Annotated in this window: 9 protein-coding genes; 5 read left to right on the top strand and 4 right to left on the bottom strand. The window is 66.0% G+C overall.

Going from position 1 to position 16,958, the window contains the following annotated elements; all coding sequences use genetic code 11:
* Window positions 1–13: 13 nt before the first annotated feature.
* Genes D4Q51_RS08065 through D4Q51_RS08080 form a run of 4 tightly spaced genes read left to right on the top strand, consistent with a single transcriptional unit; the run spans window position 14 to window position 9,734 of the window.
* On the top strand, window positions 14–1,420 hold the full coding sequence (locus D4Q51_RS08065; RefSeq protein WP_120077477.1) for a multiheme c-type cytochrome: 1,407 nt from the start codon (window positions 14–16) through the stop codon (window positions 1,418–1,420).
* Window positions 1,420–3,396 carry a heme-binding protein gene (locus D4Q51_RS08070; protein ID WP_120077235.1) on the top strand — a complete coding sequence of 659 codons (1,977 nt, stop codon included), beginning with the start codon at window positions 1,420–1,422 and terminating at the stop codon, window positions 3,394–3,396. Before D4Q51_RS08065 ends, D4Q51_RS08070 begins: the two co-directional genes overlap by 1 nt.
* A 57-nt stretch (window positions 3,397–3,453) precedes the next feature.
* Complete coding sequence (locus tag D4Q51_RS08075; RefSeq protein ID WP_420807533.1) at window positions 3,454–5,439, top strand: hypothetical protein; 1,986 nt, start codon at window positions 3,454–3,456, stop codon at window positions 5,437–5,439.
* Entirely contained in the window at window positions 5,439–9,734 is a 4,296-nt protein-coding gene (locus tag D4Q51_RS08080) for an LVIVD repeat-containing protein (RefSeq protein WP_120077236.1), read from the top strand. The genes D4Q51_RS08075 and D4Q51_RS08080 overlap by 1 nt, the downstream gene beginning before the upstream one ends.
* A gap of 21 nt (window positions 9,735–9,755) precedes the next feature.
* On the opposite strand, the gene D4Q51_RS08085 is transcribed toward D4Q51_RS08080, so the two are convergent.
* The 4 genes from D4Q51_RS08085 to D4Q51_RS08100 all read right to left on the bottom strand — a co-directional run bounded on the left by D4Q51_RS08085 (window position 9,756) and on the right by D4Q51_RS08100 (window position 15,785).
* The gene (locus D4Q51_RS08085; RefSeq protein WP_120077237.1) at window positions 9,756–10,616 is read right to left on the bottom strand and encodes a metallophosphoesterase; all 861 of its coding nucleotides are present in this window, start codon (window positions 10,614–10,616) and stop codon (window positions 9,756–9,758) included.
* 64 nt (window positions 10,617–10,680) lie between these two features.
* Window positions 10,681–12,435, bottom strand: coding sequence for a cytochrome c3 family protein (locus D4Q51_RS08090; protein WP_120077238.1), 1,755 nt, complete (start codon window positions 12,433–12,435; stop codon window positions 10,681–10,683).
* A 16-nt stretch (window positions 12,436–12,451) separates the two neighbouring features.
* On the bottom strand, window positions 12,452–13,318 hold the full coding sequence (locus tag D4Q51_RS08095) for a hypothetical protein (protein WP_120077239.1): 867 nt from the start codon (window positions 13,316–13,318) through the stop codon (window positions 12,452–12,454).
* Window position 13,319: 1 nt separating this feature from the next.
* Window positions 13,320–15,785, bottom strand: coding sequence for an NAD(P)-binding domain-containing protein (locus D4Q51_RS08100; RefSeq protein ID WP_120077240.1), 2,466 nt, complete (start codon window positions 15,783–15,785; stop codon window positions 13,320–13,322).
* A 121-nt stretch (window positions 15,786–15,906) separates the two neighbouring features.
* Between D4Q51_RS08100 and D4Q51_RS08105 the strand changes: the two genes are divergently transcribed.
* Window positions 15,907–16,806: a tetratricopeptide repeat protein gene (locus D4Q51_RS08105; RefSeq protein WP_120077241.1), complete on the top strand. Its 900-nt coding sequence runs from the start codon at window positions 15,907–15,909 to the stop codon at window positions 16,804–16,806.
* The last annotated feature ends 152 nt before the right edge of the window (window positions 16,807–16,958 follow it).

Below are 16,958 nucleotides of genomic sequence, written 5' to 3' on the forward strand. Positions count from 1 at the left end.
AACGCGACGCGCCATGACCGCCTTTGGCGCAGTGGTTCGCGCTGTGTCGCGCCGCGCTTTGCGCGTGCTTCCGGCATTGGGCATCGGTGCGGGCACCGCTGCTGCGATTTCCATCGGCCTTTCCGGCAGCGACCCCTTGCAGGCCCAGTCCGGTTATACCTTCACCGGCGTTGCCAGTTGCGCAGGCTCCACCTGTCACGGCCGCAGCGAGGGCAACGGGGCTATCGTGCGGCAGGACGAGATTGCAACATGGCAATCGCCCAGCGCCGTCAGCGGCGCGCATTCGCGCGCGTTCAACGTGCTACAGGGGCGTCGGGGACGCCAGATCGTCGCCTCGCTAGGTTACAACGGCCAGCAGGAGGCGGAGAACTGCTACGGCTGCCACGCCACTTTCGCCCCGGTCAGCCAGCGGGGGCCGAAATTCCAGCTGGATGACGGCGTGGGCTGCGAGAGCTGCCACGGCCCATCGATCGGCTGGCTCGAATCACACTACGAAATTCAGGGCACCCACGCCAACAACGTGGCCAATGGCCTCACCCCGCTCGACCAGCCGCAGGCCCGCGCCCGCGTCTGCCTCGATTGCCACTACGGCAGCACCGAGCGGGGCCAGTTCGTCACCCACGCGATGATGGCGGCGGGCCACCCGCGCATCACTTTCGAGCTCGACCTGTTCAGCGCCTTCCAGCAGCACCACGATGTCGATGAGGACTACGTCCAGCGAAAGGGCCGGCCCGACAGTGTGCGCCTGTGGGCCGTGGGCCAGGCAGAAGCCGTCGCCCGCGCGACGGACCTCTTCGCCCGTCCCGCCTACGGCACCCAAGGTGTCTTCCCGCAGCTCTATTTCTACGATTGCCATTCGTGCCACCGCCCGATCACCGATGGCAAGGATCGCCGCCTGACGTTCGAGACCAATCCGGGCCGGCCGATCACCTTCGGCCAACCGCCGTTCAACGACGAGAACATCATCATGCTGAATGCGGTTGCCGACGCTCTCGCGCCGGGCCGGGCAGACAGTTTCCGCAATTCAGCGCGCGCTTTTCATGCGTCGATGAACCAGGGCCGCGCCGAAGCGCAGCAGGCCGCGATAGCCCTGCGGCAGGAAGCGCTGGCGCTGTCGCAAACCCTGTCCTCGCGCAGCTATGATGGCGGCGCAGCGTTCACCGTGGTGGAACGCATCGGCAGCAACGCCACGGCGCCCCGCTTCACCGATTACGCGGGCAGCGTGCAGGCGGTGATGGCGGTCGACACCCTGCTCAACGCCATGGTCAGCGACGGGCGCGTGACTGTGGGCGCAGCCGCCGGGATCCGCGCCAGCATCAACCGCGCCTACGACGCCGTGACCTCACCCGAAAGCTATCGTCCCTCAGCCTTCCGCACCGCGTTGGGCGAAGCGACGTCCGCTATTGGGCGGTTGCAATAATGAGGGCGCGGGGGGCCACTTCGCTGCTTGCCGCCAGTGCGCTGGTGCTCGCCTCGTGCGGTGGCGGAGGATCGGGCAGCGGCGGGCAGACGCCGACACCCAACGCCACGGCAACCGCTACGCCAACACCCACGCCCGGCTCTCCGTTCGTGGCCCCGGCGCAGGAGGCTCTCACCACCGCCGAGGTCGGCCAGATCATCGCACAGGCGGTGGCAGAAGCGCAGGCGCGCGGCCTGCCCTCCTTCATCGCGGTGACGGACCGGGTGGGCAACGTGCTGGGCGTTTTCCGCATGAACGGCGCGCGCGACACCGCCGTTGTCAGCCGAAAGCGCATCGGCGCGGATTTGCCCGCAGGCCAGATATTCGGCCTGCAAGGCGCAGAAGTGCCCGCGCAGCTTCCCGCCATCGCCAAGGCGGTGACGGGGGCATACCTCTCCAGCAGCGGCAACGCCTTCACCAGCCGAACCGCCAGCCAGATCGTGCAGGAACACTTCCCGCCAGCGCCCACCACGGTCGGACTCGAAAGCGGGCCGCTGTTTGGCGTGCAGTTCAGCCAGCTTCCCTGTTCGGACCTCTCCGCGCGGTTCGGTGACGGCATGATCGGCCCCAAGCGTTCGCCGCTGGGCCTCGCGGCCGATCCGGGCGGAGTCCCGCTTTACAAGAACGGTGTGGTCGTGGGCGGCATCGGCGTGATGGGCGACGGGGACTATGGCTTCGATGCCAACATCCTCGACGTCGAGAACGATGCCGAGGAAGCCATCGCCATCGCCGGGGCGCAGGGCTTCATGGCGCCGGACGACATCCGCGCAAACCGCATTTTCGTCGACGGCACTTCGCTGCGCTTCACCGATGTACCCACCAACCTTGGCGGCACCGGCAGCAGCTTTGCCGCGATCGACGGCACGGCGGGCAACCTGTTCGCCGTGCCCGGTTACTACACCGGCGCAGGGCTGGTCGCGGGCACGACCTATGGCACCAGTGCCTCCGGCCTGCGCGCGGCGACGGCGACGGATTTTGCCCTCCCCGGCGCCTTCATTCTCGACGATGGCAGCGGCAATCCTCGCTATCCCATCCGCGGCGGCACCGATGCGGCCAGCGTCGCGCAGCCGCTGACGCAGGCCGAGGTCCGCGCGATCATGGAAGAGGCCTTTGCCGTCCTTTCCCGCGCCCGCGCCCAGATTCGCCGCCCGCTCGATTCCACGATGCAGGCGAGCATCAGCGTGGTCGACACGCATGGCGAGATCCTCGGCATCGTGCGTTCGTCGGACGGACCGATCTTCGGCATCGACGTGAGCCTGCAGAAGGCCCGCACGGCGACCTTCTTCTCCAATCCGGTGGCTGCGCAGCAGTTGCTGGACGCGGGCGGCCCTGTGGCGACATACGTGCAGCGCGTGCGCGATTTCCTCGGCGATCCGAATGCGCTCACCGGCAGCCACGCCTTTGCCGACCGTTCGGGTGGCAACCTCTCGCGGCCCTACTTCCCCGATGGCGAGGTGGGCATGCCGCCCGGCCCGCTCTCGGTCGCCGACAGCGCGACCTTCAGCCCCTTCATGGTCGGATTGCAGACAGACCTCGTCGGCGATGAGATATTCGAGCACGTGTTCTTCACAGCCGGCCTGAATGCCGACACCCCGCGCGGCTGCACCGCCGTGCCGGTTTCGCCATCGGGCCTGCCGCGCGTCGCCAACGGTATCCAGATCTTCCCCGGCTCCGTGCCGATTTACCGGAGCGGCGTGCTGGTGGGCGGCATCGGCGTTTCGGGCGACGGGATCGATCAGGATGACATGGTCAGCTTCCTCGGCCTGCATAATGCAGGGCTGCGCCTCAACACCGGTATCGGCAACGCGCCCAAGGACATCCGCGCCGACACCATCGAGGTGCGCACCGGCGGCACGACCACGCGGCTGCGCTATGTGAACTGCCCTTTCGCTCCATTCCTCGACGATCCGGCGCAGAACGTGTGCGAGGGTCTGTAGGTGAGCACTTCGCTGTCACTCCTCCTCCTCGCCAGCGCGGCGCACCCGGTGGGGCCGATGCCGCAGCAGGCGCAGGAACCACCCGCGCAGCAGGAGCAAGAGCGCCAGCGGCCTGACGGGGGGCTGGGAACGCAGGTCGATCCTGCCGAGGCTGTCGACCCTGAGATCATCGAGGGTCGCCGCCGCCCCGGCTACGTGGGCGAACTGCCCGATCCCGTCACACAGGATAACGAAGGCGCGGTGCGCGCGCCGCCGCCGCAGGCTTTCCCGACCGACCAGATCCCGATCCCGGACCGCTGGCGACTGATGCAGACGCTCGCCCCGGTGATCGGTCCGCAGATGGACGCGGCGATCAATTCCAGTATCTTTGATCCCTATCACCAAAACACCTACAAGGGCGACCGTCCGATCTGCGTCGGTAGTGACGAGGAACGCCAACGCCGCGCCGCCATGCGCGCCGCAGCGGAGATGGCAGAACGAGAAGCCGCCGCTGCCGAAGGTCGCACCTACGACCCAGACGCCGTAAACTATCCGGTCGGCAGCGCCGAGTGCTGGACGCCGCGCTTCCTCGGCCTTGAAGGCAACGACTGGTTCTTCGTCGTCAACGCCATTTCCGACACGGTGATAGAGCCGCGCACTTTCCCCATCCCCGTCGGCGTGCAGACGACCGAGGACCCGAACCGGCTGGACGTGTTCGGCAGCGATTTCTCGCCGGTCTTCTCGCAGACCTTCATCTTCGGCGCGGCGCTGATCAAGGGCTCCACCGCCTACAAGCCGCCCGATGTCGAATACCGCGTCACGCTGGCCTACAACGTCAATTACGTCGACGTGCCGGAACGCCGCGTCCTGCTGGTGGAGCCAAGCCGCCCCTCGCACCGCCTCGATCACTATCTCGGCGTGCAGGAAGCCTTCTTTGACTATCACATCCGCAACACCAGCGAGCGGTACGATTTCGACAGCTTCCGCATCGGCATCCAGCCGTTCCAGGCAGACTTCCGCGGCTTCCTGTTCAACGACAGCCAGCTGGGCATCCGCTTCTTCGGCACCCGCGACAACAATCGCTTCCAGTACAACGTAGGCGCGTTCTGGCGGCTGGAGAAGGATACGAACTCCGGCCTCAACGCGATCACGCAGACGCCGCGCAGCGATTTCGTGTTCATCGCCAATGCCTATCGCCAGGATTTCCTGATCCCGGCGCTGACCAGCCAGATTACCTTCGCCTACAACATGAACCGCGAGGCGGGCGACGTGGAGATCGACCGCAACGGCTTTCCCGTGCGCCCCGCCCTGCTCGGCACCCTGCGCGGGCGCGAGTACGATGTGCTCTACGTCGGTTACAACGCCGACGGGCGCATCGGCCGCATCAACATCACCGCCAGCCTATACGGCGCATTCGGAGAAGACCGGAACAGTTTCTTCACCGATCAGCCCGCCGATATCCGCGCCTTCTTCGGCGCGACCGAACTTTCGTACGACCGCGACTGGATGCGCTTCCGTCTGTCCGCCCTCTACGCCAGCGGGGATTCCGATCCGTTCGACGATGTGGAAGGCGGTTACGACGCGATTTTCGAGAACCCGATCTTTGCCGGCGCCGATACAAGCTACTGGATTCGCCAGACGATCCCCTTTGCAGGCGGCGGCCGCGCCATCGCGGTGAACGGGCGCAACGGCATTCTCAACAACCTGCGCCCGTCGAAGGAACAGGGGCAGTCGAACTTCAACAATCCCGGCCTGATCCTGGCGGGCGTGGGCGCGGATTTCGACCTTACGCCGGAATTCCGCCTCTCCACCAATGCCAACCACCTGTGGTTCGAGAATACCGCCGTGCTGGAGGCGCTGCGCGTCGAGGGTTCCATCCCGAAGGACATCGGCTTCGACGTATCCGCTGCCGCGATCTGGCGGCCCAATGCCAACCAGAACCTCGTCTTCCGCCTCTCCGCCGCCGCGCTGGTGGCGGGGGATGGCTTTCGCGACCTGTTCGATAACCTGGGGCAGGACCGGGTCTATTACTCCGTCCTTGCCAATGCGGTGCTGACCTACTGATGCTGAAACGCCTTTCCCCTCGCCATGTCGTGCCTGCCGTGTTCGCCGCCGGGGCTGCCCTGCTGGGCGCGGGATCGCTGATGGCGGCGGGCGGATACGAAGAGGCGGTCTACCGCGATTACGAAGCTGCGGGCGTGCTGGCGGAACCCGCCCCACAGAACCAGACCTGGCGCGAAGCGGTCGACAAGTCGGAAGGCTGCCTCACCTGCCACTCCGCCTCCGACGCCCCGGTGATGACGGGGCTGGAAGACGTGCCGCGCCTGTCCACCATGCACGTGTCCGATGCCGTGGTGCTGGGCTGCACCGATTGCCACGGCGGCAACGAGGAAGTGAAGGGCAACCCGGACCTGGGCTTCGACCATCCGGACTACGTCGCCGCACGCGAAGCCGCCCACGTGCTGCCGAGCTATCCCGAAAGCTGGCACTATCCCTCGTCGGCGAACCCGGAGCGGTCATACTCACTGCTGAACCGCGAGACGCCCGAATTCGTCAAGTTCGTGAATCCCAGCGACTACCGCATTGCGCGCGAAGCCTGCGGGGCCTGCCACATACAGGTGATCGAGGCAGCCGAACGCTCGCTGATGGCAACGGGCGCAATGCTGTGGGGCGGGGCTGCCTACAACAACGGGATTCTGCCCTTCAAGAACTACGTCATCGGCGAAGCCTACACCCGTGAGGGCGAGGCGGCGCTGATCCAGAGCGCCATGCCAGCGGAAGGGGAGCCGTTCGGCACGGTCTCCACCGAGCAGGCGGAGCGTGGCGCGCTGGCGGCGCTCTATCCGCTGCCCACGTGGCAGGTTGTCCCGCCGGCTGACGTGTTCCGCGTATTCGAGCGCGGCGGCCGCACGATCAACTCGCAGTTCCCGGAAATCGGCATTCCCAATCCCACCGGCCAGATCCAGCGGCTGGAGGAACCGGGCAGGCCGGACCTCAAGCAGTCGAACCGTGGCCCCGGCACGGGCCTTCGCGCCGCGATCCCGGTGCTCAACATTCACAAGACCCGCCTCAACGATCCGTTCACCTGGTTCATGGGCACGAACGACCAGCCGGGCGACTATCGCCATTCCGGCTGTTCGAGTTGCCACGTGGTCTATGCGAACGACCGCGAGTATCGCCACTCCCTGACCTACGCCCAATATGGCCGCGACGGGCAGACGATCACCGCCGACCCGACGATCAATCGCCAGCGCGCCGAAAGCCACGGTTCCTATGCCGACAGCGGCCATGGCGGCCTCGTGCATCCCGGCCACAGTGACGCTCACAGCGGCAACGACCACGGCGAAGTGCCCTTGGACGAGCGCGAGAGAGGCCACCCGCTGCAGCACGTCTTCACCCGCGCCATTCCCACCGCGCAGTGCATGAATTGCCACATGCACCAGCCCAACATCTTCCTGAACTCCTACCTCGGCTACACCATGTGGGATTACGAGACCGACGCGCCTTTCATGTGGCCCGGCCCGGAAAACCGAACGCCGCGCCCCGAAGGCATGAGCGACGAGGAATACGAGGAGTTCTACCGCACCCAGCGCTATCTGACGGCGGAGGAAGTGCGCCACGTGCTCGACCGCAATCCAGAGGGCGCGGCCCCGCGCGGCCTGTGGGCGGATCTCGATTTCCTGCGCAACGTATATGACCTGAACGACGACCTGGAACACACCCAGTTCGCCGACTACCACGGTCACGGCTGGAACTTCCGCGCCATCTTCAAGCGCGACCGGGAGGGCAACCTGCTGGATGCCGACGGCGAGATCCTGCGCCCCGGCAACCGCGAAACCGATACGCCAGAACAGTTCGCGTATCACGAGAACCGCTGGCGCCAGCGCTTCCGCCGCGATGGCGAAGGGCAATTCGTGGAGGTCGAGGACGACCCGGCCGAGAATGGCACCAACAATCCCGGCGTGGCGGTGCACATGATGTCCATCCATGCCGAGAACGGGATGCAGTGCGCCGACTGCCACTACGCGCAGGATAGCCACGGCAACGGCTTGATCTACGGCGAAGTCGCCAATGCCATAGAGATCGGCTGCGTAGACTGCCACGGCACGGCGGACGACTATCCAACCCTGCGTACCAGCGGCCCGGCGGCCCCGCCCGAGGGGCATGACCTGACCCTGCTGCGCAATCCCGACGGCCGTCGCCGCTTCGAATGGCGCGAGGACCCGGACAGCGGGCGACGCACGCTGATCCAGCGCTCCATCGTCGATCCGGACCTGTCGTGGGAAGTCAGCCTGGTGCGCGACAGCGTCGATCCCACCTCACCCGGTTTCAACGTGAAGTCCGCCCGCTCCAAGCTCGTTTCCGCCGACGCTGCCGAAACCGGCGTGTTCAACTTCGGCCCCGGCATCGCGCCCGAAGACCGCGCTCATGACAGCAAGGACATGGCCTGCTTCACCTGCCACCTTTCGTGGACCACCAGTTGCGGCGGCTGCCACCTGCCGATCGAGGCGAACTGGCAGAGCGAAGTGCACCGCTACGACGGCGGCACTACCCGCAACTTCGCCACTTACAACCCGCAGGTGGCGCGCGACGAGATGTTCCAGCTGGGCATCCACCAGACCACCAAGGGCAACCAGGTCGCGCCCGTGCGCTCAACCAGCGCGCTGGTGCTCAGCAGCACCAACATCAATCGCGAGCGTATCTATATCCAGCAGCCGCCGATCAGCGCGGCGGGCTTCTCCTCGCAGGCCTTCGCCCCCCACTTCCCGCACACCGTCCGGCGCGAGGAAACCAAGCAGTGCAGCGATTGCCACCTGTCCGATGCCGAGGACAACAACGCCATCATGGCGCAGCTGTTGCTGCTGGGGACGAACTACGTGAACTTCGTCGGCATGAATGCCTGGACCGGCCTCGAAGGCGGGTTCGAGGCGGTGCGCGTCACCGAGTGGGAAGAGCCGCAGGCCGTGCTCGGTTCCTACCTCCACCGCTACGCCTACCCCGATTACTACGCCCAGTTCGTGAACGAGGGGAACCGCGAGCTGCGCGACTGGACGCGCGGCAAGTTCTTCGATGAAGACCTGTCGGGCGAAACGTACGCGGTGGAACAGTTCGCCAATGTCCACGAGGGGACCAGCGACCGGGTCGGCTGCCTGCAGATGCGGGGCGAGTATATGTTCGTGGCCGAAGGGCGCGGCGGTTTCCGCGTCTATGACATCGCCTCCATCGCCAACAAGGGCTTCTCCGAACGCATCATAACGGCGCCGTTCAGCCCCTTGGGGCATGACACGCACGTGGATACTCGAAACGCGACGTGCATGGCGCTGCCCACCAACCAACCCATCGCGCCCACCCGCAACACCGAGCAGATCCGGCAAATGAACGAGGAGCAGTCGTTCCTGCCGATCTATTCCTACGCGGCGATCTCTGACGCGGTGGAGGGGCTGATCCTCGTCAACGTCAACACGCTGGCCGACGGCGAATTCCGCAACAACCACCTCGCCCGCGCGACCTACGCCGATGGCTCGGATGCCTGGAACCCGGACGGCGTGCTGGACGGGGCGCGGCATATCCACCTGGCAGGCGAAGTGGCCTACATCACCGCCGATGTCGGCCTGGTGGTGGTGGACATCGCCGATCCCACGCGGCCCGAACTCACCGCCGTCATTCCGATGGACGATGCACGGGCCTCCGCCATCCAGTTCCGCTACCTGTGGGTGACGGACGCGGACGGGATAAAGCTGTTCGACGTGACGGACCTGCGCCAGCCGGTTCAGCGCACGCAGGGCACGTTCCTGCTGCCCGACGCGCGCCGCATCTACATCGCACGAACCTATCTCTACGTTGCGGCCGGGGCGGACGGACTGGTGATGCTGGACGTGACGCGCCCGCTCGCTCCGCAGCGCCACGTGCCGCCAGCGCCCTACGCCAATCCCTGGCCCGCGGGGCAGACGCCGGACGCGCAGGACGTGATCGTCGCCTCCACCAACGCCAGCCTGTTCGCCTACGTCGCCGACGGGCGCAACGGCATGAAGGTGTTCCAGATGACCAGCCCCGACAGCCAGCCCAACTACTACGGCTTCAGCCCCGCGCCGATGCCCGAACTGATCGCCTGGGCGCGCACGCAGTCGCCCGCGATTGCGCTGTCGAAGGGCCTTGACCGGGACCGGGCGGTGGACGAGACCGGCGGCCAGATGGCGGTGTTCGGGCGGCTCGGCTCCCGCCCGTTCAATCGCGCGGAAATGGAGAACCTGTTCCTGAACGATGCCGGTATCCCGTGGCGCGTATCGGACGATGCCGATATGGCCGCGTGGGTGCCCGGTGCCGGACCGGTGATGGCGCGGCGCAGACCGGGGCAATGACCGCCCGCTGGTTGCCGAGGGCTAACCCAGCCCCTTCTCGTCTTCCATGTGCTTGATCATCGGGACGAGATGCGGGCCGTAGTAGGCGAGCACCTCCCAGTCGCCCACGCGCTCGTAATGGCTGGCGAGGTGCCCGTTCTCCCAGCGGTGCAGCGCGTAGGTCGGCGGCTCCGTTGTGATGAGAGCGCGGCTGTCGGGCTTCGTGCTGCTGATCGGGCGCATGTCCATCGACACCAGCGGCGCGACCGAGGGCGTTACGCTGACAGGAATGCCGCAGAACCGCGCGCTCAGCTGGCGGTGCAGGTGCCCGCAGTGGATCGCCAGCACGCGCGCCTCGTGACCCGACAGCGCCTCGCACAACCGCGCCAGCCACTTGTCCGCCGGGTCGGGGTCCATCCATGCGATGCCAGAGATCACCGGTGGGTGATGCATGAAGATGACGACGGGCACATCAGGGTTGTCCGCCAGAATGCCCGCCAGCCACGAGGCGCGCTTCTCGCAGAAGGCACCGCCGTGGCGCCCCGGCTCCAGCGTGTCGAGAAGGATGACCAGCAGGCCGTCCTGCATGAATGCGCTCTGGATGAAGCCCTCGTCGGTCGTCTGGGTATCGGGAAAAGCGTTCAGCAGTTCCTCGCGCGTGTCGTGATTACCCACCAGCGCCTTTACCGGCATGTCGAGTTCGGACAGCAGTTCGGCGGTTTTCTCGAAAGATTCGCGGTCGCCGCGATCGGTGATGTCGCCGGTCAGCAGCAGCAGGTCGACAGGGTTGGGCTGCTTCTGCAACCGGTCCAGCACAGCGCGAAAACGCTGGCGGTTCAGTTCCTCAGGACGCGCTTCGGGCTCGAAGCCGATATGGATATCGGTCATCTGCGCGATAATCATGCCGCATCCCCCAACGTGACATCCCCCTTGTCGGCGGCAGCGTTCCTGACCGATCCCGCTCCTGTCATTCGCGCAAGCTTGCGACACGACGGGGGGCGGAATCAACCCCCTCGGGCGGGTGATAGGAATGGCACATGGCGCAGCTGCTGGGCACTTCGGCTTCCTCCGCGTCCTCTCCCAGATGGCAATCGCGGCACGATTCCAGTTTCGGCATCAGGAAATCCGTTGCCGCATCAGAGGTTTCGGCTGCGTGACAGGTGGCGCAGGCCTCCTGCTCGGTATCCGTGCCCATCGCGTTCGGGCCGTGGGCATCGTGATCGAACCAGCCGTGCTGGAATTGCCGTTCGCGCTGCACGACCGGCTCGACCGCCAGCGATCCGTCCAGCGCCGGGTAGTGGCATTCGCCGCACAGCCCCTCGTCCGCGAAGCTGGCGCGGGTAATCGACATGGGCAGGACGCGGCTGAAATTGCCGTAGTAGATGCCGCCCGGCGCGTAGGGGCCGGGCCGCCGCCTGCCGGTGGACACGGGTCGGCGCGGACTGCGGTCCTGCGCCAGCAGGTCGGCCTGCGTCTGCTCGATATCGCCATGGCTGAGAGAACGGAAGGTGCTGCCCACCCGGTCGTAGACCAGCGAGTGACAGCTCTCGCAGCTTTCCTCCATCTGTACCGGCATGAAGCTGACGCCATCGGCCCCGGTCTCGTGGCAGTCGTTGCACTCCAGCGGCGCGCCGCCTGCGTTTATGCGAAGCCGCTGCGCCATGCGCGCAACGCCATTGGTGGAAGACAGGTGCATGTCGTGCGGGAATTTCAGACCGTTGAAATCGCCGCTGATATTGTCGAGCGACAGGCGCATTTCCTCGGCCCCGCGCTCTGGCCTCACGAGCGCCTGAAACTGCGGGTGCAGCGTACCGAAATCGCTGGCATTGCCGAGCGCCGTATCGGTCAGCCGCACGTCCATCGTCTCATGGCAGTCGGAACAGAACTGCTGACTGGTCGGCTCCATCCGGCCTGCGCCCTCGTGCTCGGTATGGCAGTCGGTGCAGGCGTTCGGGCCCGGCTTGCCGAAGGCGTGGGCGACGCTCCACAGGAACGCCTCCCCGCCGGTGAATTCAGGCATGGCGATGTTCTGCCGGTCGACTTCGGCATGGTTGCCGAGGCCGGAATGGCAGGTGAGGCACGTCTCGTCGCGCACGGCGACGAAGGCATCGACGTGGCAGGCCTCGCAGTTGTCTTCCAACCCATGATGCACCGAGGACAGCGCACCGGTGGACCAGCTCGCATCCATCACCACCGCGCCCGGCTCGTCGATGTCGGGATCGCTCACCACCGTGCGGGTGACATGGGTATAGATCGGCACCGCGAGGAAGGCGACGAGGATCGCCGCCAGCGCCGCCCAGGCCATCGCCCGCTTGCTGGGCAGCGCGCCACCCAGCGCGAAGCCGCCGAGCCGATCCTTCTCCTCGCCTGCGTTCTTGTCCGCCTGCCGGATGGTGACGACGGTGACGCTGTCTTCCTCGCGGCCGATCTCCAGCCGATAGGTGCCAAGGCCCAGCTCGCCGCCGCGCGAAGGGTCTATTACGGCTTCCATCGTGTGCACGCCGTCGTGCGTGAAGCCCAGCGTGCCCACGGCCTTGGCGCGCAGGCTGCCATTCGGCTCCCGCGTTAGGGCAAGGTGATTCTGCTCGACGGCAAGATCGGGCAAGGCAATCGCGTTTTCCGCCGCGCGGCCCACGGTGATGGCATCGCCGCTCGCCTCGCGCTCGCGCACGATCTCGCGGCCCGTAGCGGTGAGCTGGATGCTGCGGATCAGGATATGCATCGCGCGTCCCTCCCCCTCACCAGTAGTAGAACACGGAAACGACGTGCGCCGTCAGCGCGGCGATCAGCGCGATGGTGACGGGCACGTGCACGTAGAGCCAGATATCCAGCAGCGCGCGCAGCTTCATCTGGCGGCGGATCTGGTCAAGCTGGGCCTTGCGGCGGCGCAGCAGCTTGCCGACCTTGTCCTCGGCATCGTCCACCGAGGCGCTGATGCCGAAGGCGTTGAGCGCGCGGTTCGTCCTGCATCCACGGTAATTGCCGGTGAGACGGGCGACGATGCCGAAATCGAAGGGGTCCTGTTCCAGCGCGGCGATGACGAGGTCGCTCTGCTCGCGCCCCAGTGGCTGCGCGGCACTCTGCAACTGGCGGTCTATCGCATCCAGTGCATCGAGCATTTCGCGCTTGGTCATCTCGCGCCGGTTCTCGCTCACCCGCGCGGGCAGCGTGGCGTAGACGGTGATGCCGTAGATGCCGGATATGATCACGATCATCATCAGCGCCCAGGCCAGCGTGTGCACGTTCCAGCCGAGCTGGAAACCCGTGTGCAGCGTCCCGATCACGATCAGCGCGAGGCCGAGGTAGACGTGCGCCGAGGTCCAGGCCTTCAGGCTCCAGCGCCCTTCGGTCATGTTGCGCTTGCGCACGCCCAGCAGCGAGAGCCAGACGATCAGCCCCGCCCCGATCGTGCCCAGCGTGTAACCGTACCAGCTGCCGCCATTGTGGCGCGGCTCCACGTCCACCAGCAGGTAGCTGACGAGCGCGACCAGGCTGAGGACGAGCGCGACTTTCAGCCAGCGAAAGCGCCGGTGCTTGAGGAAGCTGACGTGGTCCGCATCGCGGCGCTTTTCCCCGGCGGTGAAGCCCTCGTTGGTGGTGGCCATGCTATTCCACCTCTTCCGTCAGCTTCGTGACCGTCAGGAACTTGTCGGGCGAAACGCGGATGGCCGCGCCCGTGGGGCACGCGCGCACGCAGGCGGGGCCGCCTTCGATGCCGGCGCACATGTCGCACTTGATCGCCTGTTTGGGTTTCGCCGGATCGGTGTGCTTCTTGCGCCAGGCATAGCTCGCCTCCCCCGGCCCCGGCCCGCTGCCGAAGAACAGCCAGCTGAGCAGGCCCGGCTTCTTCGGCGGCTTCGCGTCCATGCGGATCACGCCATAGGGGCAGTTGCGCTGGCAGTTGCCGCAGCCGATGCAGGTATCGTCGATGAACACCTCCCCGTCCGGCCCACGCTGGATGGCGTTGGGCGGACAGTCGGCCATGCAGTGCGGATGCTCGCAGTGGCGGCACGATGTCGGCACGTGCAGGTGGGCGTAGGAACGGCCTGCCTCCCGGTCCAGCCGGGAAAGCCCGTCGTGGCTGTCGGCGCAGGCCTTCTCGCAATTGTCGCAGGCGACGCAAAGCGTTTCGTCGATCAGCAGCACGTCGGTCGCCTCGCCGATGCCGTTGTCGACCAGGAACTGCGCGGTTTCGGAATACATGTCGGCAGCAGAACCGAAGCTGTCCTTGCGCGCCTCGACGAAGGCATTGACCTCGCGGCGGTTCTTCATGTCCTCCAGCAGGCGCCCGCGCAGCTTGGCGTTCTTGTCGAGAACCGCCGTAAATGCCTCGCCGGGGAAGCGGATCACCTCGCTCTTGATCGCGGCTTTCACCGTGGCGGTTCGCTTCGATCCGTCGATCACTGCCATCTCGCCGAAATAGGAGCCTGCGGGAAGGTAGGAGAGGAAGACCGGGTGTCCGCCGATCTCCTTTTCCACGATCATGGAACCGCGGCGGATCACGTAGATATCCTTGTCCTCCGCGCCTTCTTCCACGATCTTCTGCCCCGCGCGCACGTCCACCACTTCGCCCTGCTCGACGATTTCGGCCACGTCCTCCCGCGTCAGGCCGGAGCCGAACATCTGCAGGAACTGGCGCTCGATGGAGATGCGGTTCACCGCGCGGCCCGCGCTCGGCACCGTGGCGATCAGCTTGAGTGCAGCGTTACGGGAAAGTTCCACCGTCACAAGCTGCTCCGCCGCGCGGATGGTGGAGCCGCGGCGACGGCCTGAAATCAGGCCGACTTCGCCGAAGATGGAGCCTTCCTCGATTGGCACGGTGACGGACGGATCGTCGGGATTGACTTCCACCAGCACGCTGCCCTGCGCGATGCAGAACATCGACGAACCCGGCTCGTTGCGGGTGAACACCACTTCGCCCGGCGCATGGCTGTGCACCGTGGAATCGAGCATCAGTTCGCGCAATTGCAGCGGCGAGAGTTCCTCGAAGATGACGATGTTCTCGCCGAACAGGTCGAGCCAGTATTCCACCGGGTGATTGCCGGGGAGCCCGGCGAACTTCTCTTCCAGGATCGGCTGGTCGGCAGGTTTCAGATCGGTGTTGCCCGACAGGAACTCGATCACATCGTAGCCCTGGTTCATGCAGTGCTTGATCAGCGGATAGCCCGCCAGCGCGCCGATCACGTGGACGCCGTTCTTGGTCGTCTCGAACGAAGGGGTCAGCGCGGGGAAGGCGTCGCGTTCCTCGCTGGTGAAGTTCACCCCGATGGCTTCCACGAAATCGCGCGGCGGCTTGGAGCCGGTGCGCGCGATCACGCGGTCGCAGCGGATCGTCTGCTGCCCGTCGCGCGTGTCGAGCACCAGTTCGCCGCCCTGCTCGCCCATGCGCAGTTCGTTGGGAGTCGTCTCGCGCATCACGTTGATGCGTCCGTCGCCCTCGGCTTCTTCCAGCAACTTCACATTTGCGCCCTTGGCGCGGGCAAAGCTGTCGCTGCGGTTGAGTATGGTGACGACGTTGGCCTGCGCGGCATCGGCGGCAAGGCCCAGCGCGTTCTCGATGCCTGCATCGCCCGAGCCGATCACGGTGATGTGCTCGTCGTAATATTCGCCGGGATCGTCCAGCTGGTATTGCACGATGGGCAGGTCCGCGCCGGGAATGCGCAGCAGGTTCGGATTGCCCTGCGTGCCGATGGCCAGCACCACATATTCGGCCCGGACCGGGTCCTTGCCCTTGATCTCGATGGTGAAATCGCCGCTCTCGCCGGTGATCGCGGTGACTTCGGCGTTGAAGAGGACCTCGACCTTGCCTTCCTCAATCTGGCGATCCCAGGTCTCGAGAATGGCCTCGCGCTTGCCCGCTTCGAAATCCAGGTCGCTGCGAAGCACCAGGTTGCTGGGCGTCGCCATCACGTGCTTGCCCTTCTGGTATTTGAAGATGGTGTCGGAGAGGTGATCGGTCTTTTCGATCAGCACATGGCTCATGCCCTTGGCAGCGGCATGGGCTGCGGCACTGAGACCAGCCGGCCCCGAGCCCACAATCGCCACCTTAATGCGTCCTGGCTGATCTGCCATGTCTATCCCCCCGGATAGCCCCGACTATGCCCAAAAGGCCCTCTCTTGAAAACAGCCGATGCCTGTTGCGGGGATATTTTCTTGCGCTATCGTCCGCGCGGAAGGGGGATTTGCGCAGGCTATGGGCGATTTGAAGACAGGCACTATCGCCGCGGTGGCGGCGCTTCTCGTTCTGGCAGGAGTGATCGGCTGGCGATTCCTCGCCTCGCCGGAGGAGCCCGTTGCCGAGACCGAGGCGGGCATGTCGACCGCCCCCACCCTCGACGATCTGCGTGCGCGGGCCGAGGCCGATCCCGCCAACGCGCAAGCCTGGCACGAACTGGGCATCGCGCTGTTCGGCGCAAACCGTTTCGCCGAAGCTGCGGAAGCATACGAGATGGCCGTGCAGGCAGATGGGGACGCCGCCGAACTGTGGTCTTCGCTGGGCGAGGCGAGGGTCATGGCGAGCGAGAACGACCCCATGCCCGCCCCTGCGGCAGAGGCCTTCCGGATGGCCCTTTCCCTCGATGCCGCAGACCCGCGCGCGCGATATTTCCTGGCGGTGGAGAAGGACCTTTCCGGCGATCACGTAGGCGCGATTGCAGACTGGCTGGCGCTGCTGGCCGACACGCCGCCGGGCGCGCCCTGGGAGAACGATCTCGTCCGCACGATCCAGCAGGTAGCCGCGATCAACGACATCGACGTGGACGAACGCATCGCCACCGCCGCCTCGACGCGCGACCTGCTTCCCGCCAACGCGCTGGCCATGCCGACCCGCGGACCGACGCAGGACCAGATGGCCGCTGCTGCCAGCCTGTCTCCCGGACAGCAGCAGGCGATGGCGCAGGGCATGGTGCAGCAACTGGCAGACCGGATCGAGGCACAGGGCGGCAGCGTGCAGGAATGGGTGATGCTGATGCGCAGCTACCAGCAGATGGGCCGCCTGGGCGATGCTCGCCGTACACGCGATGCTGCGGTCGCCGCCCACCCTGATGCGACAAATCAAATCGCCGAAATTGCCAACCAACTGGGAATTGAATGATTTCTCGATAAAGTTGCCGTGATTGCGTGGACTCGATCTCGCAATATCGGCATAGTCGCACGCATAGTTGGTCGTGACCCATTCGGGGGAAGGGAACAGACCGGATGAATATCCATTCGCCTGCGCTGCGAGGGCCGCGCATCTATTCGGGG

The organism is Aurantiacibacter odishensis (genome assembly GCF_003605195.1).
Taxonomy (GTDB): Bacteria; Pseudomonadota; Alphaproteobacteria; order Sphingomonadales; family Sphingomonadaceae; genus Alteraurantiacibacter; species Alteraurantiacibacter odishensis.

Coding starts and splice junctions, on each gene's coding strand:
- D4Q51_RS08065 (WP_120077477.1), top strand. CDS start 14: ATGACCGCCTTTGGCGCAGTGGTTCGCGCTGTGTCGCGCCGCGCTTTG.
- D4Q51_RS08070 (WP_120077235.1), top strand. CDS start 1,420: ATGAGGGCGCGGGGGGCCACTTCGCTGCTTGCCGCCAGTGCGCTGGTG.
- D4Q51_RS08075 (WP_420807533.1), top strand. CDS start 3,454: ATGCCGCAGCAGGCGCAGGAACCACCCGCGCAGCAGGAGCAAGAGCGC.
- D4Q51_RS08080 (WP_120077236.1), top strand. CDS start 5,439: ATGCTGAAACGCCTTTCCCCTCGCCATGTCGTGCCTGCCGTGTTCGCC.
- D4Q51_RS08085 (WP_120077237.1), bottom strand. CDS start 10,616: ATGATTATCGCGCAGATGACCGATATCCATATCGGCTTCGAGCCCGAA.
- D4Q51_RS08090 (WP_120077238.1), bottom strand. CDS start 12,435: ATGCATATCCTGATCCGCAGCATCCAGCTCACCGCTACGGGCCGCGAG.
- D4Q51_RS08095 (WP_120077239.1), bottom strand. CDS start 13,318: ATGGCCACCACCAACGAGGGCTTCACCGCCGGGGAAAAGCGCCGCGAT.
- D4Q51_RS08100 (WP_120077240.1), bottom strand. CDS start 15,785: ATGGCAGATCAGCCAGGACGCATTAAGGTGGCGATTGTGGGCTCGGGG.
- D4Q51_RS08105 (WP_120077241.1), top strand. CDS start 15,907: ATGGGCGATTTGAAGACAGGCACTATCGCCGCGGTGGCGGCGCTTCTC.